Source organism: Corynebacterium sp. AOP40-9SA-29 (assembly GCF_052377405.1).
Lineage (GTDB): Bacteria > Actinomycetota > Actinomycetes > Mycobacteriales > Mycobacteriaceae > Corynebacterium.
Window position 1 is genome coordinate 719,680 of record NZ_JBQSWR010000001.1, and the last position, 16,098, is coordinate 735,777.

A 16,098-nucleotide genomic window follows, 5' to 3' on the forward strand; every position below is an offset into this window, starting at 1 on the left:
GCTCAGCCCTCCGACACGGCCACGGGGGTCGTCGGCACCTCGAAGGGCACCTCGAAGGGCTCCGAGGAGGCGTCGCCGGTGTCGACCACGCTGTGCAGCACGGCGAAGTACTCGGCGATCAGGGCGCGCACGGCGTCGCGGGTCACCCGGTCGTCCGGGTAGCGCATGGAGATGTTCACCCCGGCGCGGGTGCGCACCACCCACACGTAGACGTCGCTGGCGCTGCGGGCGACGGCGCGCAGCGTCCTGTCGTGGGGCGTCCAGTCGTCGGCGCCGGGGATGAAGCGGGTGTCCACGTAGGACACCACGAACCGCGGCGGGCGGGTGACGCCGAGCAGCTCGGCGACGCGCGGGTACGGGTGGGCGACCACGTCCCGGTTGGCCTTCACCGCCGCGGTGGTGGCGGCGACGGCCTCGGAGAAGTCCGCACCGCGCGGCATCGGGTCCTCCACCGGCATCAGCCCCACGAACCAGCCGGCGGACAGGGCGAACTCCGGGGAGGTGCGGGTGTGCATCGGCATCACGTAGCGCAGCGCGTCGCCGCAGACACCGGTGCGGTCGGCGCGCGCGACGGCGACCTTCAGCGCGGCGAGCAGGCCGGTGACCTGGCTGCCGCCGTAACTCTTGGCGAGCTGGCCGAAGACCGTGGCGTCGACCTCGCCGAGCAGCCAGACGGACGTGCTGACCTGCAGGGGCTCGGGGGTGTCGGACGGTGCGGACGCTGCAGGGGCGCCGGACGTTTCGGGCGCCGCAGGCGTCGCGGCAAGCGGCAGCGCCGGCGGCGTGCCGTCGCAGCGTCCCAAAAAGTCGCGCCACCGCTGCACCACGGGGTGCTCCACGGTGAGCTCGTCGGCGAGTTCGCGCTCGACGCGGCTGTAGTCCACGTGCGAGCCGGCGAGCGGCAGCTCGGGGCAGCGTCCGGCGAGCTCGGCGGCGTAGATCTCGCGCAGCTCGGCGATGGAGACGATCTGGGTGTAGGCGTCCATCACCGCGTGGTCGGCGGCGAAGACGACGGTGAACCAGGGACCGTCCTGACTGCCGAGGGAGTCGTCCGGCGCCTCGGCGTCCGGTCCGACGGTCGCCACGGTCAGGTGCGGCCACTGCAGGGCGGAGACCTCGGTGGCGAAGTGTCGTTCAAGGACCTCGCGCACGCTCGCGGCGTCCGCCAGGTGCCCGACGCTGCGGGACGTCACATCGACGGCGTCGGCGGGCAGCGTCCTGCGGTGCAGGGCGGGGTCCTCCACCGCGGAGTCACCGACGGTGCCCGCCACGGCGGTGGTGCGGTAGGCCTCGTGGCGCACCATCCACGCGCGCAGGGCGGCGGCGAAGACCTCGGCGTCGAAGGTGTGGTGGATGCGGAAGGCAGTGCCGATCCAGTTGTCGCCGCGGGGGTCGGTGGTGTCGGACGCGTCAGAGCGCGGCGCGGTGGCTGTTGCGGTGAGGGCCTCGCGCACGTGCGCCTCGTGGTTGCAGGACAGCGGGCGCGGGTCGACGGCCCAGGCGTCGCCTGAATCGGTGGTGGGGGTCGTCGCGGTGGGCGTCGTCGCGGTGGGTGTCCAGGTCGTGACGTGTCCGGCGTGCAGCCGGTACGCCGAAAGTTCGGTGTACTCCATGGCAGGGTCCTTTCCGGGGGCAGAGGTGAGGGACGGAAGGGAGACGGGGCACGATCGGTGCCGTCTGTGCTCTTGATGCTCTTGGGCGCTCTTGATGCTGGTCTCTGTGATAGCACGGACGCGCGCGGCGCGCAGCCGGTGAACGCCAGTACGTGACCGACAACACAGCGTCCTGCGCAGCGTCCTGCGTGACGTCCGGCGCTGCGTCCGGACGCTGCCCGCGTCGCGTGCCAGATCCGGGCGTCGCGTGCCACGATCCGAGCGGATCCTGTACGCGACGCGGGGTCAGCGCGTTAGGCGGCGTCCTTCGCGGCGAAGCGCGGGTGGTCGAGCTTCCAGGTGACCACGGCGATCACCGTGGTGATCACCGCCAGGGCGGCCAGGGAATTGTGGGTGCCGATGGAGTGGAACACCGCCCCGCCGAGCACGATGCCCACGAGGAAGCCGGCGTACGTCACCACCTGGGCGACCCACACCCACCGCTGCACCCCGGACAGGTGCAGGGCGAACCCCTGGCCCATCTTCACCAGCGTGCCGGTCACATACGACAACGGCATCGCCACCTGGTTGCCGCGGCTGATGGAGGTATTCAACGCACCCAGGCCGAAGGCCAGCGACAGGATCGGGATCACGCCGAAGGACGCACCGGCCTCGTCGGTGAGGACGTCGAAGAACCAGGCGACGTAGGCGGCGACCATGGTGACCAACGTCGCGGCGTGCCGGGACTTCGTCCACCAATAGATACGAGCGAATGTGGCGACCATGACGCCCACCAGGAACGCCGCCACCGTGGCCAGCGCGCCGAGGCCGAGCAGGTGGTTGTCCTTGAAGTGCTCCAGGATCATGCGCTCGGTGTTGCCGGTCATGAAGGTCACGTACCAGCCGGAACTGTGCAGCCAGGCGGCCGCGCCCATGGCCCCGGCAAGTCCAGCGAGAACGATGCCGAGGTTCATCTCGCGACGGTCGTGGTACGGGCCGAGGGCCGGGTTGCGTGGAGGCATGCGGGGACTTTCCGTGAGGGGTCGGTTGAGCGGAGCCGCCGAGACTACCGTGCCGCGATCGCCTGAACGGGTCTACCCTGGAGGCATAAGCGAAAACCGTGAGAAAGAACAGGTAGTAGATCATGTCAACACCAGTTCAGGCTGCAGTCGTCCGTGGAGTCAACGAGCCGTTCACTTTCGAGAATCTCACACTCGGGGACCTGCGCCCCGATGAGATGCTCGTCAAGGTCACCTCGGTGGGGCTGTGCCACACCGACATTGCCGTGCGGCAGGGTGACATCGAAAGCCCGTACCCCATCGTCCTGGGCCACGAGGGCGCCGGGATCGTGGAAGAGGTCGGGGACGCCGTCCTCGGCGTGAAGGTGGGCGACGCCGTGGCGATGTCGTACGCGGCCTGCGGCCACTGCCGCAACTGCCGGAGCGGACGGGAGGCCTACTGCCTCAACTTCACGTACCTCAACTTCGGCGGCGCCCGTGAGGACGGCTCGACCACGTTCGAGGACGACGGGGTGCACGGCAGCTTCTTCGGCCAGTCGTCCTTCGCCACGCACGCGATCGCCTCGGAAAAGAACGTGGTCGTGCTGCCCGAAGGCGCACCGGTGGAAATCGCCGGCCCGTTGGGCTGCGGCATCCAGACCGGCGCGGGGTCCGTCCTGAACACGCTGAACGTGCCGGCGGGCGAGTCGATCGTGGTCACCGGCACCGGCGCGGTGGGGTTGGCCGGGATCATGGCGGCCAGCGTCGCCGGGGCCACGACCATCATCGCCGTCGACATCATTGACGAGCGTCTGGAGTTCGCCCGTCGCCTCGGCGCCACGCACACCATCAACTCCAAGAACGAGGACCCGGTCGAGAAGATCCTGGAGATCACCGGCGGCGGGGCCGACTACGCGCTGGACACCACCGCCGTGCCCGGCGTGGTCTCCCAGCTCATCGACTCCACGTCCTTCGGCGCGAGGATCGCGCTGATCGGCGCGCCGAAGCCGGGGGCGATGATCGACCTCGAGCGCATCTCGGCGTCCGGCAAGCAGATCATCGGTGCCATCGAGGGCGACTCCGTCCCCCAGGTGTTCATCCCGCACCTGGTGGAGCTGTACAAGGCAGGACGGTTCCCCTTCGACGAACTGGTCACCACCTACCCCTTCGAGCAGATCGACCAGGCCATCGAAGACACGGTCAACGGGAAGACCGTCAAGGCCGTGCTGACCATGCCCTGAGGCCCTGAGGCCCTGCAGCCCTGAGGCTGTTTCAAAAAACACCACAACCCAGAAGTACAAGAAGAAGGAGCACGCATGCGTGCAGTGACATTCACCGCCAAGGACACCGTCGAGGTACAGGACCGGCCGGTGCCAGAGATCCAGGCCGACGAGGTCCTGCTGAAGGTGTCCGGGGCCGGACTCTGCCACTCCGACCTGCACATCATCGGCACTGACGACAGCCCGCTGATGGGCGCCACCCTGGGCCACGAGGTGGCCGGTGTGGTCGAGAAGACCGGCGAGGCCGTCACCGGCTGGGAGCAGGGCGACAGTGCCCTGGTCGCCCTCGTCCTGAGCTGCGGTGAGTGCGACAAGTGCCTCGCCGGACGCGACAACGAGTGCGAGGTGGCGAACCCGCGCGGCGCGATGGCGCCGGTGTCCCCCGGCATCGGCTCGCCCGGTGGCATGGCCGAGTACATCGCGGTGAAGACCCACCACCTCGACCCGCTGGGCGACCTGGATCCGACCACGTCCGCCCCGCTGGCGGACGCCGCGTTGACCCCGATGCACGCGATCAACAGCATCCGTGACCGGCTCGTGGGTGGTGCCACGGTGGTCACCATCGGTCTCGGCGGGTTGGGCCACGTGGGCCTGCAGATCCTCGCGGCCACGACAGGTGCCCGCATCATCGCGCTGGACACCGACGCCTCCAAGGTGGAGTACGCCGCGTCCCACGGCGCGGACCTGGCGCTGCCCAGCGACGGCGACGCCGCCGCACGCATCCTGGAGGAGACCGGCGGGCGCGGCGCGGACGTCGTCCTGGACTTCGTCGGCGTGCAGCCGACGGTGGACCTGGCGTTGTCGGTCATCGGCGTGGGCGGAGCAATCCGTTTCGTCGGCCTCGGCGGCGGCGAGTTCGGCTACAACACCGCGGCGTCCCCGCTGGAGTGGGGCGTGAACATCGAGCGCTCCTACGGCGGTACTCGCGCCGATATGCGCCAGGCGGTGGCGCTCGTCCAGCAGGGAAAGCTGCACGTGGAGACCACGACGTACCCGCTGGAGGACGCGCCGCGCGCGTTCGACGACCTGCGTGCGGGCACGGTCGCCGGACGCATCGTCCTGGTGCCGTAGCTAGCACCCTTGGAACCTCGGCCCCGCCCGTGTAGTGTGGATGCCGGTTACAGTTTCTGAGTTGTTTTTCCCTTTCGGTTCCCCGGAAGGAATCAAGTTCACGGAAGTTGTCTTTTGGACGCGAACTGATTCCTCAAGGAACATTCGGTCGACCCAGCGCACGGAATGGTCCGGACGCTGACACTGAAGAAAGGATGATCTTATGATCAACGGAACTGTCAAGTGGTTCAACGCTGAAAAGGGCTTCGGCTTCATCTCCCCCGAGGACGGCTCCGCCGACGTCTTCGTCCACTACTCGGAGATCCAGGGCAACGGTTTCCGTAGCCTCGAGGAGAACCAGAAGGTCACCTTCGAGACCGAGGACGGCCGCAAGGGCCCGGCCGCTGTCTCCGTCACGGTGGTCTAGGAAGAACTTCCCGACCCCGGCACCATCGCTTAGCGAGGGTGCCGGGGTTTTCCTGTGCGTGCCGGGCTACGCGGCGTTCAGCACGATCATCCAGATGGCGATGTGGTGCAGGCCGGCGGCGATGATCGTGCCGGCATGGAAGACCTCGTGGAAGCCGAACCAGTGTTCGCTGATCGTCGGCCACTTCAGCGCGTACCCCAGCGCGCCGAGGCTGTAAATCACCCCACCAAGGATGATGAGCACCAGCTCCGGTGCCGTGAGCCCGTGCCACAGAATGTTCATGCCGAATACGGCGATCCACCCCAGCACCAGGTAGATCGTGACAGACAACCACCTCGGGTGCGTGATCCACAGGATATTGACCGCCACCGCGGCAATCGCCGTGACCCAGCACAGCACCAGCAGCGCGGCCCGGTTGCCCGGTGCGTCCGCCCCGAGGAACACCGGCCCGTAGGTGCCAGCGATGAAGATGGCGATCATGGAGTGATCGGCCCGACGCCACCCCTGCACCGACCCCTCGCTCTTCCACGGCACGCGGTGGTACAGGGCGGAGACGCCGAGCATGCCGGCGAGACAGAGCGCGTAGACGGCGGTGGCCACGGCCAGCCAGGAGAACCCGGTGGAGGCGAACGCCAGGACGGTCAGGCTGGTGCCGGTGCCGAGGAAGAACCAGAACGCGAACAGGTGCAGGTAACCGCGCAGGACGGGACGAGGCCCGCGGTAGAACACGGTGCGCCGGGTGGAGGTGCCGGGGTCGGTGGTCATGACGTGCCCCTCACACCGCACCCGGCTCATTGCCCGGCTCGCTGCCCGGCTCGTTGCGCAGCCGCGGCTCGACCCGGGAGGCGGGGATGAACCCGGACTTGTCGCGGTAGAACTCCCGAATCTTCTCCATGTCGGCGGCCACGTCGCCGGTGACCTCGAAGGTGGGACCGAGGCCGGTGGTCATGGTGGGACGGTCCACGTAGCCGAGCGTGAGCGGCAGGCCGGTCTGCTCGGCGAGGCGGTAGAAGCCAGACTTCCAGTACTCGTGGGCACCGCGGGTGCCGTCCGGCGTGATGACGATGGCCAGGCCCTTGTCGTCATTGAGCTGGGAGACCAGGTTCCCCACGACCTCACCGGGGGACTCCCGGTCCACGGCGATCCCCCCGAGCGCGCGCATCACCGGGCCCTGCCAGCCGTGGAAGAGGCTGGTCTTGCCGAGCCACCGCATCCTGATCCCCAGCTTCCAGGCGATGGCAAGCATGAGGATGAAGTCCCAGTTGGACGTGTGCGGTGCGCCGATGAGGATCGTGGGTCGTTCAGGCGCGGGCCGGGGTGCCAGCCGCCACCTGCTGACGAACCAAAACGCACTGGCGATGAGGCGTTTTATCATTGGTCCATATTACAACGGACCTGCTGATCCCTCGATGTCACGGACCGCGGCGACGTCCAGCCCCGCGCGACGCGCGCTCTCGAACGCGAACCACATCAAGGCCGCGCCTTTCGTGCTGGTGGGCCTCACCGAGCACAGTTCGGCGACCTTGTTCATGCGATAGACCAAGGTCTGCCGATGGACATGGAGCTCCTCGGCACTGCGACTCCAGTTGCCGTCGTGGTCGAGAAGTACCCACACGGAGTTGACTAGGTCGGTGCCGTGATCACGGTCGTAGTCGATGAGGGGACCGAGCACACGTCGAACGAGGCCCCGTACCCCCTCCACCGACGCCGGGAAGAGGTCGGAGTCGTCCCACGCCGACCCGTAGCGCACGCACACCTGCCCGGACTCCATCGCGCGCGACGCGGCGAGTCGGGCTTGGCGGACGAGTTCAGGGAAGGACGAATTCGCCGTCAGCGGTGAACTGACCCCGGCGACCACCGTGTCTCCGAGCAATGCGGATGCCCGTTCGGCGACGACGCCATCAGCGGGGACGAGTCCGAGCAGCTGTCCGCCCAGCGGCATGAGCAGCGGTGCAGTCCCCCGCAACCATTCGCGCCGGTGCAGATCGTGGTGGTCCAGCGGGGTGTCGGAACCGGTGTACCAGCAGACCACCGCCACGCCGTCGATCATGCCGCGGCGACGCAGTTCCGGCCACACTGCGGCCACGGTGATCGACTCGTCGACGAGCCCCGACAAAAGACCTTCGCCGGACGCCCGGAGCTGGTCGCGTCCTGCCGCCCGGTAGCGAAATTCCATGCCGAGCAGGCCCACAACATGGGCCAGCAACGCGCCGTCCCCCGTGTCCCCCTCCCGTGCAGGCCGCGCCCTGGCAACCAGCCGGATGTCCGGATCGCCGTACAGGGCCACGGTCTGCTCGGCATCCTCACCCTCTCCGGTGCCGGGCGCACCGTCGAGCCCGGCGCGGCGGGCGCCGCGGCCGGTGAACAGTACCGTCGCATCCGCGTCGTCCCAGATCCGCAGGTTCCACCCGCTGACCTTCTCCAGTGCGCTCAAACGTTCGTCCAGGTCGTGCCCCTCTTCGATGGCCCTCCCGTTGATCTCATACAACCGCTTGATTGCGGCGACACGCGCCCGCTCGGCGTCGACGGTGCTCTCGATGACCGCGCGGGCGAGCGCGACGAAGTGCAGCCCGAACTCTGCGTCGAGGACCGGAAAGCTGCGCTCGTCGGCGAGCTCAAGCATCTCCGACCCGAGCTCGAGGCTGCCCTCTTTCGGTGCCACCACCAGTGCGCTCGCCCCGGCATCGATAAGACGTCCCAGCCACCACGCCTGATCCTGCGGCGCGCGGGGGACGCCGGGACCCGTCGTCATCATGAGGTCCCCCCTGGCGATCCAGTTCCACGGGTCCTCGAGATCACAGACGTGGGCCCAGGTCACGAGACGCTGTGCACCGACCTCGCCCGCGCGGTACCGCAGTCCCGGTGCCGCCAACGAAACGAGGTCTCCCACGGAAATCACGGTGTCCATCCTCCATCTGCCGCCACGATCCGCCAACTATCCAAATGTACAACCTTTGGTGGTAAACCTTTGCATCCAAACTATGGTGGCCGTCACATTCCGACCGCACACTGAAGGGAGCCGCACACCCCACAAGGAGAAGCTCCATGAACACTTCTAAAACCCCAGGAACAGTCGCGACCGCGCTGTGGAAGGACGACCGGGACACCGCCCGCCGCCCCGCGCTGTCGGCGGACATCGACGTGGACGTCGCCATCATCGGAGCCGGGTACACCGGGCTCTGGACCGCCTACTACCTGCGCAAGGCGGAGCCCTCGCTGCGCATCGCCGTCCTCGAGAAGGAGTGTGCCGGCTTCGGCGCCTCCGGCCGCAACGGCGGCTGGGCGTCGGCGATCTTCCCGGTCTCCCTGGGCCGTGTGGCGAAACTCTACGACCATCGCGCAGCTCTGGACCTGCAGGAGGCGATGAACGGTGCCGTCGACGAGATCGGCCGTGTCACCGCCGAGGAGGGCATCGACTGCAGCTACGCCAAGGAGGGCCACCTGGGGCTAGCCCGCACGAAGGCCCAGCTCACCAGGGCGAAGGCCGCAGTCGCCGGCTCGGAGGCTTTCGGCGTGACCGGCCAGTCGCGCCTGCTCGGTGCGGACGAGGCCCGTTCCATCATCAACGCCGAGGGCGTCCTCGGCGCGACGTACACACCGCATTGCGCGGTGATCCAGCCCGACCACCTGGTGCGTGGCCTGGCCACCTGGCTCGACCAGAACGGCGGGACCATCTACGAGGACACCACCGTCACCGACATCGGCGAAGGCACCGTCCGCACGGACCGTGGCACGGTCACCGCCGACGTCGTGGTCCGTGCGACGGAGGGCTACACCCCCTGCTTCCCGCGGTTCCGCCGCGACGTCGCCCCGCTGTACTCCCTGGTCGTCGCCACCGAGCCGCTGCCGCAGGAGCTGCGCGAGGAGCTCGGGTTCACCACCCGTACCGCCTTCAACGACATGCGCAACCTACGGATCTACGCCCAGCCGACCGCCGACGGCCGCCTGATCTTCGGTGGCCGCGGTGCGCCGTACCACTTCAACTCGCGCGTCGACCGGGCCTTCGAGAACAACGACCGGATCCACGACGGCATCGTCGACACCATGCACGACTTCTTCCCGCAGCTGCGGGACGTGGCCGTCACTCACCGGTGGGGAGGGCCGCTCGGCGTGCCACGCGACTGGTTCCCCTCCGTCGGATTCGACCGGGGCCACAAACTCGCCTGGGCCGGGCCCTACGTGGGCGACGGAGTGGCGACGAGCAACCTCTCCGGACGGATCCTGCGCAACCTCATCCTCAACCGCGACGACGGGATCAACAGCCTCCCGATCGTCGACCACAGGTCCCCACGCTGGGAGTTCGAACCCTTCCGCTGGGCCGGCGTGAACGCCGGACTCGCCGCCGCACAGGTCGGTGACCTGGAGGAGAGGTTCACCCGACGTCCCTCCACCGTGTCGGCGTTCCTGGAGAAACTGACCGGCGCCCACTGAGCCTATTCCCCGACAACACCTCGCCACCCCACATCAAGGAGACCTCATGACCACCCTGACCCACCTGCCCGCCAACATCGTCAACGGCCCCCTGAACCCTGCCGGACAGCGTGCCGGCGCCGACTCCGGCGACCCTCAACTGAACACCCTGCCCGTAGATAACGGGACGGACGCGAGCACGGGCATCTGGGAGTGCCAGCCCGGTGGCTGGCCCGTCGTCGACCGCGCCGACACCGAGGTCTGCTTCATCCTGTCCGGCCGTGCCACCCTCACCGACGACGACACCGGTGAGACCACCGAGATCGGTGCCGGGTCCTTCGTCATCCTCCCGGTCGGGTGGACGGGCCGCTGGGACGTGACCGAGACCGTTCGCAAGGCCTACACGATCTTCTGAAGCCCCCGTCAACGCTCTCCTGAAAGGAACACCACCATGAGCACGATCACCCACTGGGTCAACAACGAGGCCTACACCGGGGACGCCACCGGCACCGCCCCTGTCACGAACCCCGCCACCGGCGAGACCACCGGAAACGTCCTGCTGGCCTCGGTCAACGACACCCGGGCAGGCATCGACGCCGCCGCGGCAGCCTTCCCTGCCTGGCGTGACACCTCCCTCGCCCGCCGAGTGTCGATCATCTTCCGTTTCCGAGAACTGCTCAACGAGCGCAAGGGCGAGCTTGCCGAGATCATCACTGCCGAGCACGGCAAGGTTCTCTCCGACGCTCTCGGCGAGATCAGCCGCGGCCAGGAGGTCGTGGAGTTCGCCTGCGGTATCCCGCACCTGCTCAAGGGCGGGTTCAGCGAGAACGCCTCCACCCGGGTGGACGCCTACTCGATCCTGCAGCCCCTGGGTCCGGTCGGCATCATCTCGCCGTTCAACTTCCCGGCCATGGTGCCGATGTGGTTCTTCCCCGTCGCCATCGCCACCGGCAACACCGTGGTGCTCAAGCCGTCCGAGAAGGACCCGAGTGCCGCCCTGTGGGTCGCCGAACTGTGGAAGGAAGCAGGCCTGCCCGACGGCGTGTTCAACGTTGTCCAGGGCGACAAGACCGCCGTGGACGAGATCCTGACCAACCCGGCCATCAGGTCCGTCAGCTTCGTCGGCTCCACGCCGATCGCCCAGTACGTGTACTCGACCGGCACCGCCGCGGGCAAGCGTGTGCAGGCCCTCGGCGGGGCGAAGAACCACGCACTTGTCCTGCCGGACGCTGACCTCGACGTCGTCGCCGACTCCATGGTCAACGCCGGTTTCGGCTCCGCTGGCGAGCGCTGCATGGCGGTGTCGGTGTGCGTGGCCGTGGACTCCGTCGCCGATGAGCTGGTGGCGAGGATCGCCGAGAAGGCCCGCACCATCCGCACCGGTGACGGCACGCGCGACAGCGACATGGGCCCCCTGGTGACCCGCCAGCACCGCGACAAGGTCTCCTCCTACGTGGACGCCGGTGAGGCCGAGGGCGCCACCGTCGTCGTCGACGGACGCCAGGTCGACCCGGACGGCGGTGCAGACGGCTTCTGGCTTGGCCCGACGCTGCTGGACAACGTCACACCGGACATGACGGTGTACCGCGACGAGATCTTCGGACCGGTGCTCGCGGTGGTCCGCGTGGCGTCCTACGACGAGGGCCTGGAGCTGATCAACGCCAATGAGTACGGCAACGGCACGGCGATCTTCACCAATGACGGCGGCGCCGCCCGCCGTTTCCAGAACGAGGTGGAGGTCGGCATGGTCGGCATCAACGTGCCGATCCCGGTGCCGGTGGCCTACTACAGCTTCGGTGGCTGGAAGAACTCCCTCTTCGGAGACAGCCATGCCCACGGCATGGAGGGCGTGCACTTCTTCACCCGCACCAAGGCTGTCACCAGCCGGTGGCTGGACCCCAGCCACGGCGGGTTGAACCTCGGGTTCCCCGAGAACGACTAGCGAAACGACCGGAGGACGCCCCATGCCCCTGATCATCACCGATGTCCTGCGGGGCCACGACCAGGATTACCTGACCGCCCTGCTCGACGGGATCCACGAGGCGGTGGTCGACGCCTTCCAGGTGCCGGACACTGACCGCTACCAGATACTCAACCAGCACGAACCCTTTGAGATGAGGATGCTCGACACCGGGCTCGGCTACACCAGGGGTGAGAACCTCACGGTGATCAGGGTCATCAGCAAGACGCGCGACACGAAGGCCAAGCAGCGCCTGTATGAACTCGTCGTGGCCCGTCTGCACGACCGACTCGGCATCAACGGTGACGACGTGATTGTCGCCGTCACCGAGAACGGCGACGCCGACTGGTCGTTCGGAGGAGGACGCGCACAGTTCCTCGTCGGCGACCTTTAACCCCATCGCTGAACCCACCGCACCGCCCCCGGAGATGACCGCCAGAGCCCGCGAGGTCATCGCCGGGGGCGTCGCCGTGCGCCGGGACGATCGAGCGAAACGCAGGGTCGCCAGCACCCGCGAAACCTATCATCCATGTGTATGAGCCCCTCCGGAAGATCCATACATTCACAGTCTGCCCACCTCCTATGGGGGATGAAACTATAGGAGCGGGTCAAAGAACTGTGTTCCACAACACAGTCCCCATAGGCGTGGTGATGGCGTCACGTTGACGGTCGCCCCGATCACCACGTCGGAAAGGTTGCATCCCTTGAAAGACCAAATAAAGATCGCGCTCGCTTTTGTCGGTCTACTCGTCGGTGCCGGTACCGCCTCCGGCCAGGAACTCATCCAGTACTTCATCTCGTTCGGAGTATCCGGGATATGGGGCGTCCTGCTGTCCAGCGTGATCATGTGCGTGGCCGGCGCCGTGATTTTTCAGATCGGCAGCTACTTCCTGGCGAAGGAGCACGGTGGTGTCTTCACCAAGATCCTCCACCCGATCGTCTCGAGGGCCTTCGACTGGTCGGTGACCCTCACCCTCTTCGCCATGGGGTTCGTGATGCTTGCCGGGGCGGGGTCGAACCTCGAACAGCAGTTCAATGTCCCGACGTGGGTGGGGTCCACGATCATGCTCGTGCTGGTCATCGCCACCGGCCTCCTGGACGTCGAGAAGGTCAGCGCCATCATCGGTGGCATCACACCGTTCCTCGTCCTCGCGGTGGTGGGGGCGTTCGTCTACACGTTGTTCAACTTCCCCTCGGACTTCACCCACCTCAACGAGATCGCGGTCAGCCTCGACTCGCCGGTGCGGCCCTGGTGGCTCTCCGCGTTGAACTACTGCGGCATGGCACTGCTGCTGGGCGTCTCGATGTGCCTGGTCATCGGCGGTTCCCACGTAAACCTGCGCACGGCGGGTCGCGGTGGTTTCTTCGGCGGCCTACTCTTCAGCGTGCTGATCCTGATGTCGTCGATCACGCTGCTGGCGAACATCGCCGACGTGCACGAGGATTCCGTGCCCACGCAGAGCCTCTACACCTCGATCCACCCCACCCTGGGACTGCTCATGACGTTCATCATCTTCGCCATGATCTTCAACACGGCGATCGGGATGTTCTACGCCCTGGGCAAGCGGGTCAGTTCGCGCCGTCCCGAGTGGTACGTCCCGTCCCTGATCGGGGTGTCACTGCTGGGGTACGCCGTGAGCTTCATCGGCTTCGAGGGCCTGATGTCGGTGTTCTACCCATTGATCGGCTGGGCCGGCCTGGCGATGATCATCCTCCTGGTCGGCTGGTGGGTGAAGTCCCGGGTGCGCATCGCCCGCGAGCGTGACCGGCGTGACCGGATCACCGACATCGTCAGCGAGCGGGGACAGGGCGAAGGAGAGACTGACGGGGGCGACCCCGCGCTCGACTCGGAGCTGAACGCCGCCATCGACGAGTGCGACGCGGACAATGACAGGCTCAATGAGCTCATCCACCACGGCGAGGACGCGTCCGTCGAGGAGTCCCCCGCGACCACCGAAGAACGTCCCGCAACTAGGTAGGACCCCTACGCCGCGTCCAGCAGCTCGCGCGCGGTGACCACCGAGGTGACGGCGGCGTCCGGGGAGACCCGGACGAGCACGGACGCCGAGATCACCAGCCCGGTACACGCATCAGCCAGGATCTCCTGGCGGCGCGGTTCCAGCTGCGGTCGGGCGGCGCGGATACCGCGCAGGTAGGCGGCGCGTAGTTCGGCGCGGTAGTCGTCGACGACGCGGGCCATCGTCGCGTCCCTGCCGATGGGGGCGGTGGCGGCGTTGAGAATGAGGCACCCGTCGGAACCGTCAGCCGCGCTGGCGGCGTCCTGCGCGCCGAAGGCGTCTTTGAGCATGTCGAGGTAGCGTCCGAAGGCGTCCGGGGCGACGGTTTCGCCGGTCAGGGGGGTGAGGCTGGGGCGGATGACCTCGTCGAGGTAGTTGGTCACGGCGGCGTCAAAGAGGCCGCGTTTGGAGCCGAAGGCGTGGTAGATGCTGGAGCGGCCCAGGCCGGTGGCGCGTTCGAGTTCGGGGAGCGGGGCGTTGTCGAAGCCGTGGCGCCAGAAGACCGCGCGCGCATCGCGCACGGCGGTCTCGGTGCTGAATGTCTGTGGGCGTCCCATCGTCGGGCCTCGTCATCCTTCCGCAGTTGCGTATCGGTCAGTACAGTATATACTGTACTGGCCGGACTAAAACTCTGGCCGGGCTCCATCTGACACCACATGACACCACCGGACCCGCCGCCACCAGCGTACCCAACCAGGAGAACCATGCCGCAGGCAACAAGCACCCAGATCCAGTTGGTCCACCGACCGACCGGCTGGCCCACGTACGACGACTTCCGCACCGTCACCGTCGACTACCCCGACCCCGCCCCCGGCGAGGTCCGCGTCGCCAACGAGTTCGTCTCCGTCGACCCCTACATGCGCGGCCGGATGAACGAGGGCCGCAGCTACGTCCCGCCCTTCGCACTCGGCGAGACCATCACCGGCGGCGCCGTCGGACGTGTCACCGCCTCAGCGTCCGACGCCCTGCCCGTCGGCACCGCGGTGCTCCACGAGCACGGGTGGACGGACATCATCCAGGACGACGCCTCCACGTTCCGGCCCGTCCCCGACATCCCCGGCGCGCCGCTCTCCGCCCACCTGCACATCCTCGGCCTCACCGGGCTGACCGCCTACGTGGGCCTGACCCGGATCGCGTGGATGAAACCTGGCGACACCGTCTTCGTCTCCGGGGCGGCCGGGGCCGTGGGCACCGCCGTCGGCCAGATCGCCCGCCTGCTCGGCGCCGGACGCGTCATCGGCTCCGCCGGCACCGACGCGAAGGTCGAGCTGCTGACCAGCAAATACGGGTACGACGCCGCGCTGAACTACCGCGACGCCCCCGTCCGCGAGCAGCTCCCCGCGCTCGCGCCGGACGGGGTGGACGTGTTCTTCGACAACGTCGGCGGCGACCACCTCGAGGCCGCGCTCGACGTGATCAACGATGCCGGACGCCTCGCCCTGTGCGGCGCGATCACCGGCTACAACACCACCGACCGCGTACCCGGCCCCGACAACCTGCAGAACATCATCACCCGCGGCCTCACCGTCGGCGGGTTCACCGTGGGTGCCCACCTCGACCTCGTCGAAGAGTTCACCACGCGCATGGCCGGCTGGATCGGCACCGGCGAGATCGTGTGGGACGAGACCGTGGTCGACGGCATCGGCAACACCATCGACGCTTTCCTCGACATGATGCGCGGCGTCAACACCGGAAAGATGCTCGTCACCATCCAGAACACCCGAAACGGAGAAGCAGCATGAGCACCAACACCAACGCAGGACGCACCGCCGTCCTGGTCGTGGACCCCTACAACGACTTCCTCTCCGAGGGCGGCAAGGTCTGGCCGATGGTGCAGGACGTCGCCGAGGACGTCGACCTCCTCGACAACCTGCGCACCCTCACCGACGCCGCGCGGCACCACGACGTCCCCATCGTCTTCGTGCCCCACCGCCGGTGGACGCCGACGAATATGCACGACTGGCAGTTCGTGAACCCGAACCAGGCGGCCGCCCTGGAGATGAAGCTGTTCGAGGCCGGTGAATGGGGCGGCGAGTTCCACCCGGACTTCCAGCCCGGAGACAACGACGTGGTCGTCGCCGAGCACTGGGCACAGAACGGCTTCGCCAATACCGACCTGGACCTGCAGCTCAAGCAGCACGGGGTGACGCACGTGGTACTCGTCGGCATGCTGGCCAACACCTGCATCGAGGCCACCGGACGCTACGCCATGGAGCTCGGCTACCACGTGACCCTCGTGCGCGACGCCACCGCGGCGTTCACCCCGGAGATGATGCACGCCGCCCACGAGCTCAACGGCCCGACCTACGCGCACCGCATCGCCACGACCGCGGAGGTACTGGAAGGGTTCTGAGTTACCTCTA

General features: G+C 67.7%; 16 protein-coding genes. 10 read left to right on the top strand and 6 right to left on the bottom strand.

The window, feature by feature from the left end; translation table 11 throughout:
* Positions 1-2 precede the first annotated feature (2 nt).
* Positions 3-1,613, bottom strand: coding sequence for a condensation domain-containing protein (locus ACT3SZ_RS03360; protein WP_444616680.1), 1,611 nt, complete (start codon positions 1,611-1,613; stop codon positions 3-5).
* A gap of 293 nt (positions 1,614-1,906) precedes the next feature.
* Positions 1,907-2,614: a YoaK family protein gene (locus ACT3SZ_RS03365; protein ID WP_444616682.1), complete on the bottom strand. Its 708-nt coding sequence runs from the start codon at positions 2,612-2,614 to the stop codon at positions 1,907-1,909.
* Between the two features lie 122 nt (positions 2,615-2,736).
* On the opposite strand from ACT3SZ_RS03365, the gene ACT3SZ_RS03370 reads away from it, so the two are divergent.
* The 3 genes from ACT3SZ_RS03370 to ACT3SZ_RS03380 all read left to right on the top strand — a co-directional run bounded on the left by ACT3SZ_RS03370 (position 2,737) and on the right by ACT3SZ_RS03380 (position 5,347).
* On the top strand, positions 2,737-3,831 hold the full coding sequence (locus ACT3SZ_RS03370) for an NAD(P)-dependent alcohol dehydrogenase (protein WP_444616684.1): 1,095 nt from the start codon (positions 2,737-2,739) through the stop codon (positions 3,829-3,831).
* A gap of 75 nt (positions 3,832-3,906) precedes the next feature.
* Positions 3,907-4,941, top strand: a complete 1,035-nt coding sequence (locus tag ACT3SZ_RS03375; protein WP_444616685.1) for an alcohol dehydrogenase catalytic domain-containing protein — start codon at positions 3,907-3,909, stop codon at positions 4,939-4,941.
* 202 nt (positions 4,942-5,143) lie between these two features.
* The gene (locus ACT3SZ_RS03380) at positions 5,144-5,347 is read left to right on the top strand and encodes a cold-shock protein (RefSeq protein WP_301443614.1); all 204 of its coding nucleotides are present in this window, start codon (positions 5,144-5,146) and stop codon (positions 5,345-5,347) included.
* Positions 5,348-5,413: 66 nt separating this feature from the next.
* Here ACT3SZ_RS03380 and trhA read toward each other — a convergent pair whose 3' ends face one another.
* Genes trhA through ACT3SZ_RS03395 form a run of 3 tightly spaced genes read right to left on the bottom strand, consistent with a single transcriptional unit; the run spans position 5,414 to position 8,237 of the window.
* The gene (gene trhA / locus ACT3SZ_RS03385; protein ID WP_444616687.1) at positions 5,414-6,112 is read right to left on the bottom strand and encodes a PAQR family membrane homeostasis protein TrhA; all 699 of its coding nucleotides are present in this window, start codon (positions 6,110-6,112) and stop codon (positions 5,414-5,416) included.
* 10 nt (positions 6,113-6,122) lie between these two features.
* A complete protein-coding gene (locus ACT3SZ_RS03390; protein ID WP_444616689.1) occupies positions 6,123-6,722 on the bottom strand; it encodes a 1-acyl-sn-glycerol-3-phosphate acyltransferase in 600 nt (199 codons plus the stop codon).
* A 9-nt stretch (positions 6,723-6,731) separates the two neighbouring features.
* Entirely contained in the window at positions 6,732-8,237 is a 1,506-nt protein-coding gene (locus ACT3SZ_RS03395) for a PucR family transcriptional regulator (RefSeq protein WP_444616691.1), read from the bottom strand.
* Positions 8,238-8,392: 155 nt separating this feature from the next.
* On the opposite strand from ACT3SZ_RS03395, the gene ACT3SZ_RS03400 reads away from it, so the two are divergent.
* From ACT3SZ_RS03400 to ACT3SZ_RS03420, 5 genes are all read left to right on the top strand, one after another.
* Entirely contained in the window at positions 8,393-9,778 is a 1,386-nt protein-coding gene (locus ACT3SZ_RS03400; RefSeq protein ID WP_444616693.1) for an NAD(P)/FAD-dependent oxidoreductase, read from the top strand.
* A 46-nt stretch (positions 9,779-9,824) separates the two neighbouring features.
* Positions 9,825-10,172, top strand: a complete 348-nt coding sequence (locus tag ACT3SZ_RS03405) for a cupin domain-containing protein (RefSeq protein ID WP_444616694.1) — start codon at positions 9,825-9,827, stop codon at positions 10,170-10,172.
* 36 nt (positions 10,173-10,208) lie between these two features.
* Complete coding sequence (locus tag ACT3SZ_RS03410; RefSeq protein WP_444616695.1) at positions 10,209-11,699, top strand: CoA-acylating methylmalonate-semialdehyde dehydrogenase; 1,491 nt, start codon at positions 10,209-10,211, stop codon at positions 11,697-11,699.
* 22 nt (positions 11,700-11,721) lie between these two features.
* Positions 11,722-12,111, top strand: a complete 390-nt coding sequence (locus ACT3SZ_RS03415) for a tautomerase family protein (RefSeq protein ID WP_444616697.1) — start codon at positions 11,722-11,724, stop codon at positions 12,109-12,111.
* Between the two features lie 310 nt (positions 12,112-12,421).
* The gene (locus ACT3SZ_RS03420) at positions 12,422-13,696 is read left to right on the top strand and encodes a YkvI family membrane protein (RefSeq protein ID WP_444616699.1); all 1,275 of its coding nucleotides are present in this window, start codon (positions 12,422-12,424) and stop codon (positions 13,694-13,696) included.
* A gap of 5 nt (positions 13,697-13,701) precedes the next feature.
* Here ACT3SZ_RS03420 and ACT3SZ_RS03425 read toward each other — a convergent pair whose 3' ends face one another.
* Positions 13,702-14,292, bottom strand: coding sequence for a TetR/AcrR family transcriptional regulator (locus tag ACT3SZ_RS03425; protein WP_444616701.1), 591 nt, complete (start codon positions 14,290-14,292; stop codon positions 13,702-13,704).
* A 147-nt stretch (positions 14,293-14,439) separates the two neighbouring features.
* Here ACT3SZ_RS03425 and ACT3SZ_RS03430 point away from each other — a divergent pair, with 147 nt between their 5' ends.
* Together ACT3SZ_RS03430 and ACT3SZ_RS03435 are read left to right on the top strand one after the other, a co-directional pair.
* On the top strand, positions 14,440-15,477 hold the full coding sequence (locus ACT3SZ_RS03430; RefSeq protein WP_444616702.1) for an NADP-dependent oxidoreductase: 1,038 nt from the start codon (positions 14,440-14,442) through the stop codon (positions 15,475-15,477).
* A complete protein-coding gene (locus ACT3SZ_RS03435) occupies positions 15,474-16,088 on the top strand; it encodes an isochorismatase family cysteine hydrolase (RefSeq protein WP_444616704.1) in 615 nt (204 codons plus the stop codon). Before ACT3SZ_RS03430 ends, ACT3SZ_RS03435 begins: the two co-directional genes overlap by 4 nt.
* Positions 16,089-16,098 lie beyond the last annotated feature (10 nt).